At 64.9% G+C, this 13,012-nt stretch carries 13 protein-coding genes; 4 read left to right on the top strand and 9 right to left on the bottom strand.

What is annotated here, in order from left to right:
• Nucleotides 1–139 precede the first annotated feature (139 nt).
• Nucleotides 140–772 (top strand): DnaJ domain-containing protein, encoded by a 633-nt coding sequence (locus ABIE08_RS07540; RefSeq protein ID WP_354549946.1) that lies wholly within the window; start codon nt 140–142, stop codon nt 770–772.
• A gap of 54 nt (nt 773–826) precedes the next feature.
• On the opposite strand, the gene ABIE08_RS07535 is transcribed toward ABIE08_RS07540, so the two are convergent.
• Nucleotides 827–2,407, bottom strand: coding sequence for a D-alanyl-D-alanine carboxypeptidase (locus ABIE08_RS07535; RefSeq protein WP_354549944.1), 1,581 nt, complete (start codon nt 2,405–2,407; stop codon nt 827–829).
• Nucleotides 2,408–2,866: 459 nt separating this feature from the next.
• On the opposite strand from ABIE08_RS07535, the gene ABIE08_RS07530 reads away from it, so the two are divergent.
• Entirely contained in the window at nt 2,867–3,178 is a 312-nt protein-coding gene (locus ABIE08_RS07530) for a phasin family protein (RefSeq protein ID WP_436409510.1), read from the top strand.
• 91 nt (nt 3,179–3,269) lie between these two features.
• Here the strand turns inward: ABIE08_RS07530 and ABIE08_RS07525 are convergent, their stop codons facing one another.
• Nucleotides 3,270–3,509, bottom strand: a complete 240-nt coding sequence (locus ABIE08_RS07525) for a hypothetical protein (RefSeq protein ID WP_354549942.1) — start codon at nt 3,507–3,509, stop codon at nt 3,270–3,272.
• A gap of 239 nt (nt 3,510–3,748) precedes the next feature.
• Here ABIE08_RS07525 and clpS point away from each other — a divergent pair, with 239 nt between their 5' ends.
• Together clpS and clpA are read left to right on the top strand one after the other, a co-directional pair.
• Nucleotides 3,749–4,078 (top strand): ATP-dependent Clp protease adapter ClpS, encoded by a 330-nt coding sequence (gene clpS, locus ABIE08_RS07520; RefSeq protein ID WP_266332829.1) that lies wholly within the window; start codon nt 3,749–3,751, stop codon nt 4,076–4,078.
• A 9-nt stretch (nt 4,079–4,087) separates the two neighbouring features.
• Nucleotides 4,088–6,526, top strand: a complete 2,439-nt coding sequence (gene clpA / locus ABIE08_RS07515; RefSeq protein WP_354549940.1) for an ATP-dependent Clp protease ATP-binding subunit ClpA — start codon at nt 4,088–4,090, stop codon at nt 6,524–6,526.
• Nucleotides 6,527–6,582: 56 nt separating this feature from the next.
• Here the strand turns inward: clpA and ABIE08_RS07510 are convergent, their stop codons facing one another.
• The 7 genes from ABIE08_RS07510 to ABIE08_RS07480 form a co-directional block, all read right to left on the bottom strand.
• Entirely contained in the window at nt 6,583–7,485 is a 903-nt protein-coding gene (locus ABIE08_RS07510) for a sigma-70 family RNA polymerase sigma factor (protein WP_354549938.1), read from the bottom strand.
• 64 nt (nt 7,486–7,549) lie between these two features.
• The gene (locus ABIE08_RS07505; protein ID WP_354549936.1) at nt 7,550–8,023 is read right to left on the bottom strand and encodes a carboxymuconolactone decarboxylase family protein; all 474 of its coding nucleotides are present in this window, start codon (nt 8,021–8,023) and stop codon (nt 7,550–7,552) included.
• Nucleotides 8,024–8,091: 68 nt separating this feature from the next.
• The gene (locus ABIE08_RS07500) at nt 8,092–8,520 is read right to left on the bottom strand and encodes an HIT family protein (RefSeq protein ID WP_354549935.1); all 429 of its coding nucleotides are present in this window, start codon (nt 8,518–8,520) and stop codon (nt 8,092–8,094) included.
• A 31-nt stretch (nt 8,521–8,551) separates the two neighbouring features.
• The gene (locus ABIE08_RS07495; protein ID WP_354549933.1) at nt 8,552–10,234 is read right to left on the bottom strand and encodes a sulfatase-like hydrolase/transferase; all 1,683 of its coding nucleotides are present in this window, start codon (nt 10,232–10,234) and stop codon (nt 8,552–8,554) included.
• Nucleotides 10,235–10,239: 5 nt separating this feature from the next.
• Complete coding sequence (locus ABIE08_RS07490) at nt 10,240–11,514, bottom strand: GNAT family N-acetyltransferase (protein WP_354549931.1); 1,275 nt, start codon at nt 11,512–11,514, stop codon at nt 10,240–10,242.
• Nucleotides 11,515–11,690: 176 nt separating this feature from the next.
• Nucleotides 11,691–12,458 (bottom strand): glycerophosphodiester phosphodiesterase family protein, encoded by a 768-nt coding sequence (locus ABIE08_RS07485; protein WP_354549929.1) that lies wholly within the window; start codon nt 12,456–12,458, stop codon nt 11,691–11,693.
• Between the two features lie 6 nt (nt 12,459–12,464).
• Complete coding sequence (locus ABIE08_RS07480) at nt 12,465–12,929, bottom strand: RidA family protein (protein ID WP_354549927.1); 465 nt, start codon at nt 12,927–12,929, stop codon at nt 12,465–12,467.
• Nucleotides 12,930–13,012: the final 83 nt, after the last annotated feature.

Below are 13,012 nucleotides of genomic sequence, written 5' to 3'. Positions count from 1 at the left end.
GCTGCGGTGGCGACCGTGCCGCGACTGTCTAGCAAATCACGCAGGCATCATCCATTGCGGCGCGGGCCCTTGCCGCGCGGGAGACTTGCCCGCAATAGAGAGGAGAGGGCCGGAAGGAATCGGCCGGTTTGGAGTGCCGATGGGCCTGATTATCCCGTTTCTGGGCGTGCTCGCCGTATCGATCGGAATCGCGTTTCTGTTCGGAGGCGAGAAGGGCGCGCATGCCTTGGGCCGTGCCGTGCGTCGCGGCGCGGCGGGGGCGCTGATCTCGACCGGCATCTTTACCGCCGCGACCGGGCGGCTGGGCGCGGGCATCCCGCTGCTGGCGATCGGCCTCTGGCTGCTCAAGCCGAAGATTCTCGAAACGATGAAGCCGTGGATCGAGGCGGGCCAAGTCAGGCAAGGCCGCTTTGCCGGTCGGGCGCTCCAGAGCTTGAGCCCCGATGAACTGGTGGTTCTCTATTCCGAAGTCGCGGGCAGGGCCCGCGACCGCGCCTTACTCGAAGCTTATCTCGACCGCCGCATTCCCGGTTGGCGTGAACACGTCGAGAGTGACCCGGCAGGCAGGTCGCGCCGCACGGCGCGCGCGGGCGCCATGACAGATGAGCAGGCCTACCAGATCCTTGGCCTTTCGGCCGGCGCTTCCGAGGCCGAAATCAGAACGGCCTACCGACGGCTGATGAAACGCGTCCATCCCGACCAGGGAGGATCGACGTTCTTGGCCGCCCAAATCAACGAGGCGAAGGAAAGACTCCTCGGCGGACATCGCTAGCTCCCAAACGCAGGTACAAAAAAGGAGGGCGAAATTCTGGTACGCGGCCGCCCGTTACTGACGGACGGCAAGGCAGGACACATCGCGCTTCGTCAGGTATGCGCAAACGGCGCGGGCCTGATCCTTGTTGTCGAACCCGGCGAAGCGGGCGCGGTAGAGGGTCGAAGCGCCCTTGGCGACGGGCTCGACGCTGGGCGTTGCACTGGCCAGCATCTTGCCTGCCTTGGACTTGGCGCGGTCCAGCATCAGCTTGGCGCCGTCTTCGTCGGGTGCGGCGGCAATCTGGATCTTCCAGCCATCGGCGATTTCAGCGGTCGGCGCAGCGGAAGCGGCGATGCTTCCGGTGAAGCTGTCGCCCGAATCGTCGTCGGCGGTGGGGACGGGCTGGACGATGGCGGCCGTCTTGACGGACGGGCGGCTGATCGGCTTGCCGGCCGGGCCGGTCTGGAAAACCATGCGCGGTCCGCGGGCGGCGGCGGGCTCGATCGGCTCCGGCGCATAGGCCTGGACGGAGACGGGCTCCTCATCCTCGACATCGGCGACCTGGACCGGGGCGGGCGCCGGGATCGGAGCAGCCTTCGCCAGCGGCAGGGGCTTGGCGAGCGGCATGGCCTTGGCAAGCGGGGTGGCGACGGCCGCGACAGCGACCGTCTCAGCGCGGGCAGGGCGAGCGGCGGGGACCGGTGCGGGGGTAGGCGCCGCGACGGCGACTTCGGTCTCGACATCGTCGACATCCGCGGCCGGCGCATTCTGGGCGCGGGCAAACAGCGAGCGCGACTTGGCCGGGCCGGCATAGGCGACGGGCAGGTATTTCTCGAGCATCGTGGCCATCTGCTTGTCGCGGGCAGCGCCGGTGTTGCCGCCCATGACGGTCGCGACCAGAGCGCGGTTGTCGCGCTTCACGGACGAGACGAGATTGTAGCCCGAGGCATTGGTGTAGCCGGTCTTGATGCCGTCGACGCCATTGACGCGGCCGAGCAGGCGGTTGTGACCGTTGATGACGCGGCCGTTGTAGACGAAGCTCTTGGTCGCGAAGAACTTGTAATAGCGCGGATAGCGGTCCTGCAGCGCGCGGCCGAGGGTCGCCATGTCGCGCGCCGTCGACCACTGACCGTCATTGGGCAGGCCGGAGGCGTTGCGGAACGTGGTGCGGCTCATGCCGATCGACCGGGCGGTGCGGGTCATGCGCTGGGCAAAGGCGGCTTCAGAGCCTGAAAGATTTTCGGCGATGACCACGGCGGCGTCATTGGCCGAACGCGTGATCAGGCCGAGCATGGCGTCGCGGACGGCGATCGTCGAACCGGGCTTGAGGCCCAGCTTCGTCGGTCGCTGGCGCGAGGCGAATTCGGAAACGCGAAGTCGGGACGACATGGTGAGCCGGCCGCTCTCCAGCTCGCCGAATAGCAGATAGAGCGTCATCATCTTGGTGAGGGAGGCGGGGCGACGCAGCGCGTCGGGCTCCTTCGAGTACAAGACCTTGCCGGTCTTGGCATCGACGACGATGGATGAGTTGGGCGCTGCGGCGGCTTCCACGGTGACCGCGGTCAACGCCACGCCGGCGACAAGAATGCCCGCCAGAGCGCGCCGAACCGAGCGGACGCAATGCCGGCCGAGGGGGTTCAGGCCCATCAACATGTGAGTGATCTCTCCGCGTCTCGCAGAACCGGAGCGTCAACTCCGGCAGTGCCCAATTACCAACTGACCCCAAGACCGGAACTTTTTTGAGGCAAGAATGGCGGTTCTGGAATTTTGCCGCCGACGGACCGAAATGGCGGCCGCCTGCGCTTTCGTTCCATATTTCCATTCCGGGCCCCAGAAAGCGCGCTCCCGCCAATTCGGCGTGGCTTTCCGGCCTGATGAATGGAAGCTAAGGAAACGCCGTTACGAATCCGTAAAAATCAGGGGGCAGGTTTGGGTCCCATTTTGGGGCTGGCGCGGCCTGCCGCAGCGTCGCGCTCGCCATGCCGCAATTGTGCGGTGCAACAAAATTTCTTGACTCCGGCCCCGGGCTGCCTGAACGTGCTCCGTATTGAACCCGCTATGGCGCGGGGTTCTTACGCGGAGGGCCTTTCTTTGATCCAGGATTTCGAGGGCATGCAGAAGGCAAGCAAGGAAAGCGTCGATCTTGCGATGAAGAGCTTCGGCTCGATGAGTCAGGGCCTCCAGGCGATCGCGGTCGAAGCCGCGGATTATTCGAAGAAGAGCTTCGAGACCGGCTCCGCGGCGCTCGAAAAGATCCTTTCCTCGAGCAGCGTCGAGAAGGCCGTCGAGGCGCAGAGCGAATACGTCAAGACCGCCTATGAAGGCTATGTCGGTCAGATGTCGAAGTTCGGCGCGATGATGACGGAGATGACCCGCGACGCCTACAAGCCGTTCGAAGGGCTGTTCGGAAAATTCCCGAGCTAAGCGTCAGAGTTCTACGAAATTCGAGCCCGGCCTTCGCGCCGGGCTTTTTGTTGGAGGGGCGGGCGGCGTTCCGCTCGCCGCTGGCGGCCGGCTAGTCCATTTCTTCCGGAAGGCTTCCGAAGCGGGCGAGGGTCACCGGTTCGCCGTAGTCGCCCATCTCTGCGTCGACGGCGATCTGGAAGGCGATGACGCCGGCGCGCGAGTCCGACAATTTTTCCGCGCGCTGCTTGGCATTTTCGGCCGAACTGGCGGCGACCGCCGGTTCGGCTTCCAGCTTGCCGCGCTTGTTGAGGCGGTAGGGCTGCACGATATACTGTGTGGTAACGGCCATTCAGGCTCCGATCCATTCCGCGTCGGGTTCGACCGGCAGGCTGAGATAGGACCGAAACCGATGCGATGTCCATGCGTCGGGCAGGCTGCACTTCCATCGGTGAGAAGCCTCCCCATATAAAGCCTCGACACCTCTCCCGCCTGTCTGGCGAGCGGCAGCGCGGATCCTCGAAATGAGCGATTGCGCTGCAGCGTGATTATCGGCAGGATTCCGTTTTAGCGACGTATCGATCGAACCATATGAGCAAAGAACCTCGTCGTTCCGATGATGGCGACAACGACATTGGCGTCGTCACCAAAACACGGCCGAAAATCAAACGGCCGAACCTGTATCGCGTTCTGCTTTTGAACGACGACTACACGCCGATGGAATTCGTCGTGCATGTCGTCGAGCGGTTCTTCAACAAGAACCGGGAAGAGGCGACGCAGATCATGCTGCATGTGCATCAGCATGGTGTGGGGGAGTGTGGTGTCTTCACCTATGAAGTGGCCGAGACCAAGGTCACCCAGGTGATGGATTTCGCGCGCAAACACCAACATCCGCTGCAATGCGTGATGGAAAGGAAGTGAGGTCCTAACGTGCCGTCATTCTCCAGAAGCCTCGAAAAGGCCCTCCACCAGGCGCTCGCCTTCGCGAACGAACGCCATCAAGAGTACGCGACACTCGAACATCTCCTGCTCGCTCTGATCGAAGATCAGGATGCGGCTGCCGTCATGCGTGCCTGCAATGTCGATCTCGACATGCTGAAGCGCAGCCTCATCGATTACATTGATACGGAACTGGCCAATCTGGCGCATGGCCCCGAGGAAGACTCGAAGCCGACCGCCGGGTTCCAGCGCGTCATCCAGCGCGCTGTGATCCATGTGCAGTCGTCCGGCCGTGAGGAAGTCACCGGCGCCAACGTGCTCGTCGCGATCTTCGCCGAGCGCGAGAGCCATGCCGCCTACTTCTTGCAGGAGCAGGACATGACCCGCTACGACGCGGTCAACTACATCTCGCACGGCATCGCCAAGCGCGCCGGCATGAGCGAGAGCCGGCCTGTGCACGGTGTCGACGACGACGCCGCTACGGTCGACAGCCGCGAGGAAAACAAGAAGAAGGCTGACGCGCTGGATGCTTATTGCGTCAACCTCAACGAGAAGGCGAAGAAGGGCAAGATCGACCCGCTGATCGGCCGCGACATTGAGATCGCGCGTACGATCCAGGTCCTCTGCCGCCGTCAGAAGAACAATCCGCTCTTCGTCGGCGACCCGGGCGTGGGCAAGACCGCGATCGCCGAAGGCCTGGCCAAGCGCATCGTCGAGGGCGACGTCCCCGACGTGCTGGCCGGTTCGACCATCTTCTCGCTCGACATGGGCACGCTGCTCGCCGGAACCCGCTATCGCGGCGATTTCGAAGAGCGGCTGAAGCAGGTCGTCAAGGAGATCGAGGAATATCCGGGTTCGATCCTGTTCATCGACGAGATCCATACCGTCATCGGTGCGGGCGCAACGTCGGGCGGGGCGATGGATGCCTCCAACCTGCTGAAGCCGGCCCTGGCCGGCGGCGCAATCCGCTGCATCGGCTCGACCACCTACAAGGAATACCGTCAGTTCTTCGAGAAGGACCGGGCCCTTGTCCGGCGCTTCCAGAAGATCGACGTTAACGAGCCGACGATCCCCGATGCGATCGAGATCCTGAAGGGGCTGAAGCCCTATTTCGAGGACTTCCACCGCGTCCGCTACACCAATGACGCGATCAAGTCGGCGGTCGAACTGTCGGCCCGCTACATCCATGACCGCAAGCTGCCGGACAAGGCGATCGACGTGATCGACGAGACCGGCGCCTCGCAGATGCTGATCCCGGAGAACCGCCGGAAGAAGACCATCGGCGTCAAGGAGATCGAGGACACCATCGCCACCATGGCGCGGATCCCGCCTAAGACGGTGTCGAAGGACGATCAGGAAGTGCTGAAGAGCCTGGAGACGACGCTGAAGCGCGTCGTATACGGGCAGGACAGCGCCATCGCCCAGGTCACCTCGGCGATCAAGCTGGCTCGTGCCGGCCTGCGCGAACCGGAGAAGCCGATCGGCTCCTATCTGTTCGCGGGACCGACCGGCGTCGGCAAGACCGAAGTTGCCAAGCAACTGGCGGCAAGCCTCGGCGTCGAGCTGATCCGCTTCGACATGTCGGAATATATGGAGCGCCACACGGTCTCGCGGCTGATCGGCGCGCCGCCCGGCTATGTCGGCTTCGACCAGGGCGGCCTGCTGACCGACGGCGTCGACCAGCATCCGCATTGCGTGCTGCTGCTCGACGAAATCGAGAAGGCGCATCCGGACCTGTTCAACATCCTGTTGCAGGTCATGGATCACGGCAAGCTGACCGACCACAACGGCAAGCAGGTCGATTTCAGGAACGTCATCCTGATCATGACCACCAATGCCGGCGCGGCCGATCTCGCCAAGCCCGCCATCGGCTTCAAGTCGACGACTCGCGACCCCGACGACCAGGAGGCGATTAACCGCCTGTTCGCGCCGGAGTTCCGCAACCGGCTCGACGCGATCGTCCAGTTCGGCAATCTGCCGATCGAGGTCGTGCACAATGTCGTGCAGAAGTTCGTGCTGCAGCTCGAGGCCCAGTTGGCCGACCGCGGCGTCACCTTCGATCTTTCGCCCGAGGCGGTCGATTGGCTCGCGCACAAGGGTTACGACCGGCAGATGGGCGCTCGCCCGCTTGGCCGCGTGATCCAGCAGTACATCAAGCAGCCGCTGGCTGACGAAGTGCTGTTCGGCAAGCTGCGCAAGGGCGGTACGGTCAAGATCACGGTCGAGACCAAGGAGAACGGCGAGACCGGCCTGCACCTCGACCCGATCGAGGATGGTCCGGTGACGCCGAAGCCCGAGCCCGAGGAGCCGAAGGCCAAGGCGAAGCCGCGTCGCAAGGCGGCCAGCGCCAAGAAGGCGGCCCCGGAAGCGCCCACGACGCCGCCTAAGCGTGGTGGCTTGGTGCCCAAGGTGCCGCTGAAGACGGAGTGATCCGTCCAGCCTTGAACCGAGATGAAAGCGAGGCGCAGAGATGCGCCTCGCTTTTTTTATGCCGTCTGACTCGCCGGAAGGAAGGCTTCGGCGCCGGTCAACTTGTCGGGATTGCGCATACTGTAGATCGCGACAATGCGGCCGTCCTCGATCTCCAGCGCGATGGCCTGGAGCGTCCCGAACGGATCGAGAGCGACGAAGCCGGGCAGCCCGTTGATGCGCAGCGGGCCGGACCAGATCGTGCTCGCTTGGGCCCCCGGTTTCTGGGCGACGCCGGCGAAGAAGCGGCTGATCTTGTCGGCGCCATAGATGATGTTGAGCGTCGCGGGGCGCTTGCCGCCGCCATCGCCATGCAGGCGGGCGGCGTCTGCCAGCAGGTCGCGCAGCGCCGAAGCGTCGCCGCTGCTGGTCGCCTGGAAGAAGGCCGTGGTGAGCCGGTTCGCCTCCTCCGCGTCGACCGCATAGCGCTGCCTGGTTTTGCCGACATGGCCCCGGGCGCGAACCAGCAATTGCCGGCACGCCGCCTCCGTCCGGTCCAGCGCATCGGACAGTTCGTCGAATTCCATCTCGAAGATGTCGTGCAGGATAAAGGCGGCGCGCTCGAGCGGCGAGAGCCGTTCCAACGCGAGCATCAGGGCCACGGGCGCGTCGATCCGGTCGTCGATCGAGCCGGCGCGGGGCAGGTCGATTGGCTCGATCACCGGCTCCGGCAGCCACTGTCCGACATAGCTCTCGCGCCGGGCCCTGGCGGACTTCATCATGTCGAGGCAGAGCCGGGTGACGATCTTGCCGAGCCAGGCCCGAGGGCTGGCCAAGGCGGTCGGCTCGGCGCCGTGCCAGCGCAGGAAGGCGTCCTGCACGATGTCTTGGGCATCGGAAAGCGATCCGAGCATGCGATAGGCAAGCCCGGTCAGGAAGCGTCTGTGCTGTTCAAACTCGGCAGTGGACGCGTCGACCATCGCTTTCCCTTGATGTCAGTGTCTCCCCGGCCTGCAACCACTGGCGCAGGCCGGGGAGGGATCGTCACGCCGCCTCTTCTTGCGCGGCAGCCTTGCGGTCGTTTGGGTGGACGGTGCGGAAGCCGACCGCGAAGCGGTTCCAGGTGTTGATGACGCCGATCATGAGCGTCAGCTCGACCTGTTCCTTCGCCGAGAACGCGGCCTGAACCAGTTCATAGTCGACATCCGGCGCGCGTGTCTCCGCGACCAGCGTCAGCGCTTCCGTCCAGGCGAGGGCGGCGCGCTCGCGCTTGGTATAGAGCAGCGACTCGCGCCAGGCGCTGAGCAGGTAGATCCGCTCCTCGGTCTCGCCATGCTTGCGCGCATCGGCCGTGTGCATGTGCAGGCAATTGGCGCAGCCATTGATCTGCGAAGCGCGGATTTTCACCAGTTCCTGCAGGCTGTGCTCGATGCTGCTCGCGGCCAGCTTACCGCTCAGTTCGATCATTGCCTTGACGGCTTCAGGAGCGGCGGCGAAGGCGTTCAGTCTCTCGTGCATGATGGGTTCTCCATGGATACGGAGACAAGACGAGACAGGCCGAACGCCTGTGACATGCCGCCCGCGAATTATTTCGTGTTGAGCGCCGCGCGGACGCGGTCGGCATTCTCGGCCAGGATTTCCGGCTTCTCCATCGAGCCCGTATGTGGGTGCAGCGGCTCGCCCTCGAAGCGCGGGATGATGTGGAAATGCAGGTGGAAGACCGTCTGGCCGGCCGCCGGCTCGTTGAATTGCATGATTGTCACGCCATCCGCCGCGAAGGCGAGCTTGGCGGCGCGGGCGAGCTTCTGCACGATCGCGATCAGCCGCGCCAATACGGCGGGATCCGCGTCCAGCATATTGCGCGAGGGCGTCTTGGGCAGGACGAGCAAGTGGCCGGGGCCCTGCGGCATGACATCCATGAAAGCGATCGTCTCGGCGTCCTCGTAGACGCGCTGCGACGGGATCTCGCCGCGCAGAATCCGGGCGAAGATGTTGGTGTCGTCATACGGGGTCATGCGGATCTCCGGTCGTTGTGGTTCCGTTCGATCAGGCCCGTTCCGGCACGGCCGAGGCCTGCGGTGTCGCCTTGCCGAGCTCGATCAGGCCCTGGTCTATCAGGGTACGGTGAAAACGGTTCTTACGCTCCGATGGCGTTGCGATATAGAGCGCGCCGCACTCGTCGATGAGACTGGCACGCGTCGCCGAGACGGCATCGAGCGGAAGGCCCGATGCCTGCAGGGCGACGGTGCCCAGCATGGCGATGTCGAGCTGCGCCGGTATGCTGTCGAGCTTTGGCTCGAAGTGGATGCCCTCGATCGCGTAGAAGGTCTCGAACTGGCGCGGATCGTCGGGGGCGATGCCGCGCGCCTCCTCGATGGCGCGCGTCAGCGTCGGCTGGTGGTCGCCATAGCGCACGATCAGCATCGGCCGGCCGGGATAACGCTGCTTCAGCGCCGCCTTGAAGGCCGCATAGCTCTCGGCCGTCTCCGTCAGGCGCGCGTAATACTCGCCGTAGTTCGCATCGGGCAGGGCGGCAGTCGCGAAACGGCGCTCGTCCTCATATTGGCCTGCGGGCACCAGGCGTGTCTCGTGCGGGCCGTGGTTGAAATTGGTCAGCGCCATCAGGAAGCGCGGAGCGGGGTCACGGTCGATCGAACGCTCCAGCGCTCCGCGCGTCGCCGCGAAAAAGGCCGCGTCGGAATTATTGACTTCGAAGCTGGCGAGGTCAAAAGGCGGCGGAAAATCGTCGGAGAAGACGCGCTCCGCGACGCCGATGCCGGCATAGAAGGCGTTGTAGTTCATGAACTCGCGCCGGCAGCTGGTCGACAGCATGGTGCGGTAGCCGAGCTGGGCGAGTTCGCTCGGCAGCGAGTGGCGGAAGCGGCCGACACCTTTCTTGAACAGGAAATAGGAATCCGGCCCGAAGCTGGCGGAGGACAGGCCCGTCAGCAGGCTGAATTCCGTCTGCCACGACCCGCCGCCATAGATGTCGACATGCAGCGTGCCGTGGAAAGCGTCCTTCGGCGTCAGGAATTCTGCGATCCGCTCGTCGACGGGCAGGCCGAACAGGCGTGGATCGAACACGGATTCATGCTGGATGACGATGATATCCGGCCGGATATCGCTGCGCGCAGCGATCGGCGCAGCCAGGGGAAGCGGCGACGCACCGACGTCCAGCATGCGCACGCCGCCGGTCGGCCACCAGCTTGCGACATCCACCAGCGAAGCGATGAAGAACGAGAAGAAACGCTTCTGCTGCGTCACGTCGGTGCGATAGGCCGTGCCGCCATTCGCCCGGCAGAGCGCGTAGAGAGCCGCTGCCGCCAGCCCCAGAAGCAGCAGCCGCGAGGCGAGGGAATAGGGCGCTCCGCGAACCAGCGCCAGCGTCGCCAGGGCGGCGAGACCGAGCAGAATGGCGCCGGCGATGGTGAGCGTGGCCGTGCGCCGGTATTGCCGCAGCATGAAGGGGATTGTGCCGGCGAAGGTCAAGGCGAGGTCGGCGACCGCGAGCTTCATGCCGCTGTGATGATGCTTGACGGCGGATGCCCCGACGATGGTCAGGGCCAGGATCAGGGCAAGCAGCGTCGCCCGCTCCTCGTCCCCGGTGACGAGCAGGAAGCAAGCGGTCACGAAGGCAAAGGCGAGCAGCGCGAAGGCCGGCCGCGTTGCTTGCCGTTCGGTCACGAGCAGAATGGCCGCGGCCCCGACCCAGAGAAGAATCGCTGTCATGAAAATCACGTATCAGCTTTGAAGGGCGTGTGCTCGTCGAGGAATTCGTGATCGGCGGCAACGGCTTCACGCTCGCGCGACAGGTAGTCGGCGACGGCGCGCCGCAGCCCCCGATCGGCGATCCAGTGCGCCGAGCGCGTGACGATCGGGCGATAGCCGCGCGCCAGCTTGTGGTCGCCCTGCGCGCCCGCTTCGACGCGCGGCAGGCCATGCGCGATCGCCCAGTCGACGGCCTGATGGTAGCAGACCTCGAAATGCAGGAATGGCACGTCCTCGGACGCACCCCAATATCGGCCGTAAAGCGCGTCGGAGCCGATCATGTTGAGGGCACCGGCGATCGGGACGCCGTCGCGCTTCGCGACGATCAGCAACACCCTGTCGGCCATGCGCTCTCCCAGCAGTGAGAAGAAGCGCCGGTTGAGATAGGGCCTGCCCCACTTTCGCGCGCCGGTATCCATGTAGAAGCCGAAGAAGGCATCCCAGTCCTGTTCGGTGATCGAAGGGCCCGTCAGGTGTTCGACCGTGATGCCGTCGGAGAGCGCCTCGCGCCGTTCGCGCCGGATCGCCTTGCGCTTGCGCGAGGCCAGCGCCTCGAGGAAATCGTCAAAGTCGCGATAGCCCTCGTTGATGAAATGGAACTGCTGGTCCATGCGGGCGAGAAAGCCGCTGTCGTCGAGCAGGTCAGCGTCGGGATCTTCCAGGAAAGTTGCGTGGATCGAGGAGGTGCCGAGCTGGCGGCACAGCTCGAGCAGTCCGGCCACGAGAATTTCGCGCGAGGCAGGCGGCGCGTCGGCGCGGGTGAGCAGTCTCCGCCCGGTGGCTGGCGTGAAGGGAACCGACACCTGCAGTTTCGGATAATACCGGCCGCCGGCCCGCTCATAGGCATCCGCCCAGCCCTGGTCGAAGACATATTCGCCCATCGAATGGGTCTTCTGGTAGCAGGGCACGATCCCGACGGGCTTGCCGTTCTCGCCATCGAGCACGAGGTGGCGTGCCTGCCAGCCCGTCCGCCCGGTGGCCGAGCCGGACTCTTCCAGAGCATGCAGAAAATCGTAGGATATGAAGGGGTTATAGGCCGGACGCTGAGAGTTTGATTCAAGCTTGCCGGCCTCAGGCGCTGAATCCAATCGGCGGTGGTAAGCCTTTAGGAAAGCTGAGGGATCCTCGCCAAACGGGCGGGCTGATGGCCAGCCTGGATTGGCACAGGCGTCCCAGTCCTGCCGCTCGATTTCGGCAAGCGAGGAGAGGACGCTGAGGCGCGCATCGGTGGAAGCGGTCATGAGGGAAGGGCGTTCTCGCTGGGGCGCATGGACTATCCCAGCATCTAAGGCGCAAAGCCGCAAGCGCAAGTCGCCATCAAGCAACGGCTCGGGCCGTGAGGGGCCAAGGGCTCCCTTCACGGCTTCCGCATCGTCCGGCTGTCCCACGCGTCGCGCCAGAAACGGCGGATCGGCCGTCAGATCTTGTCCGGGTCGAAGCCCTCGAAGGTGATCTGGTCGGCATAGAGCTTCGCCTTGGCGGCCTGCTCGGGCGTGCGCACCGTCCAGGTGATCAGCGGCAGCCCGCTGGCCCGCACCCTTGAGGGGGCGAAGGAGGGCAGGCCGTTCAGGTCATAGGAGACGAAGCTGGCGCCGACCTTCGGCACCGCCGAGAGGTTGCGCAGCGCGAAGCGCCGGCGGGGCGGCAGGAAGCCCCATTCCTCGAGATCGGTGTAGCGGTCGGCGACGATCCCGCGCGGCATGGCGGGCAGCAGCTTCTGCATCGCCGCCATCGAATCCGGGTCGAACGACATCACCACCGCCGGCCCGCCATAGGCAGCGAGGATCGGCGCGACCGCGGCTTCGAGACGTCGATCGCCGCTCCAGTTGCTCTTGAGCTCGATCACCAGCGGCACCTTGCCGGCAACCGTCTCCAGCAGTTCGGCCAGCGTCGGCACGGTGTCGCTGCCCTGCTTGAAGGCCTTCGCCTTCAGGCTTGCGAGCGTCATGCCATCGACCCGGCCGCTGGCCTGCATCAGACGATCGACCGTGTCGTCGTGGAAGACGATGACGGCGCCATCGGCGGTGAGCTGCAGATCGACCTCGATCGCGAAATTGCGTTCGATCGCGGCCCGGACGGCCGAAAGCGTGTTCTCGATCCGGCCGCCGGCCGCGTCATGATAGGCGCGGTGGGCGATCGGGCGCGCGGTAAGCCAAGCGGGGGCGATTGGACGATCTGCGGGCATGGGGGATCAGGCGATTTCGAGGATGGCTTCGACTTCGACGCCGACGCCGAAGGGCAGGGCCGCGACGCCGACGGCGGAGCGGGCGTGGCGACCCTTGTCGCCCAGGACCTCGACCATCAGGTCGGAAGCGCCGTTGACTACCTTCGGCTGGTCGACGAACTCCGGATCCGAATTGACGAAGCCGACGAGCTTGACGACACGGCCGATGCGCTCCAGGTCGCCCAGCGCCGCCTTGGCCTGGGCCAGGATATTGATGGCGCATAGGCGGGCGGCGGCGCGGCCGTCTTCCAGCGTCAGGTCGCGCCCGAGCTTGCCGACATATTCGATGCCATTGGCGCCGACCGGAATCTGGCCCGAGATATAGAGAAAACCTCGGCTTTCCACGGCCGGTACATAGTTGGCCGCCGGTGCGACCGCCGCGGGCAACACGATTCCGAGAGCTTCGAGGCGGCTTTCGATCAGGCTCGTCATAGGGTTCTCCCAAGGCACGGCATTCATTCGTTTGGGTTTCGCCCGATTCCGGGGCGACCGCAAGCGACGCTCATGTTCTGATG

Origin of the sequence: Kaistia defluvii, assembly GCF_040548815.1 — a bacterium.
Classification (GTDB): domain Bacteria; phylum Pseudomonadota; class Alphaproteobacteria; order Rhizobiales; family Kaistiaceae; genus Kaistia; species Kaistia defluvii_A.
Note: the sequence above shows the minus strand (reverse complement) of the source record. Positions and strands in the feature narration are given on the sequence as shown.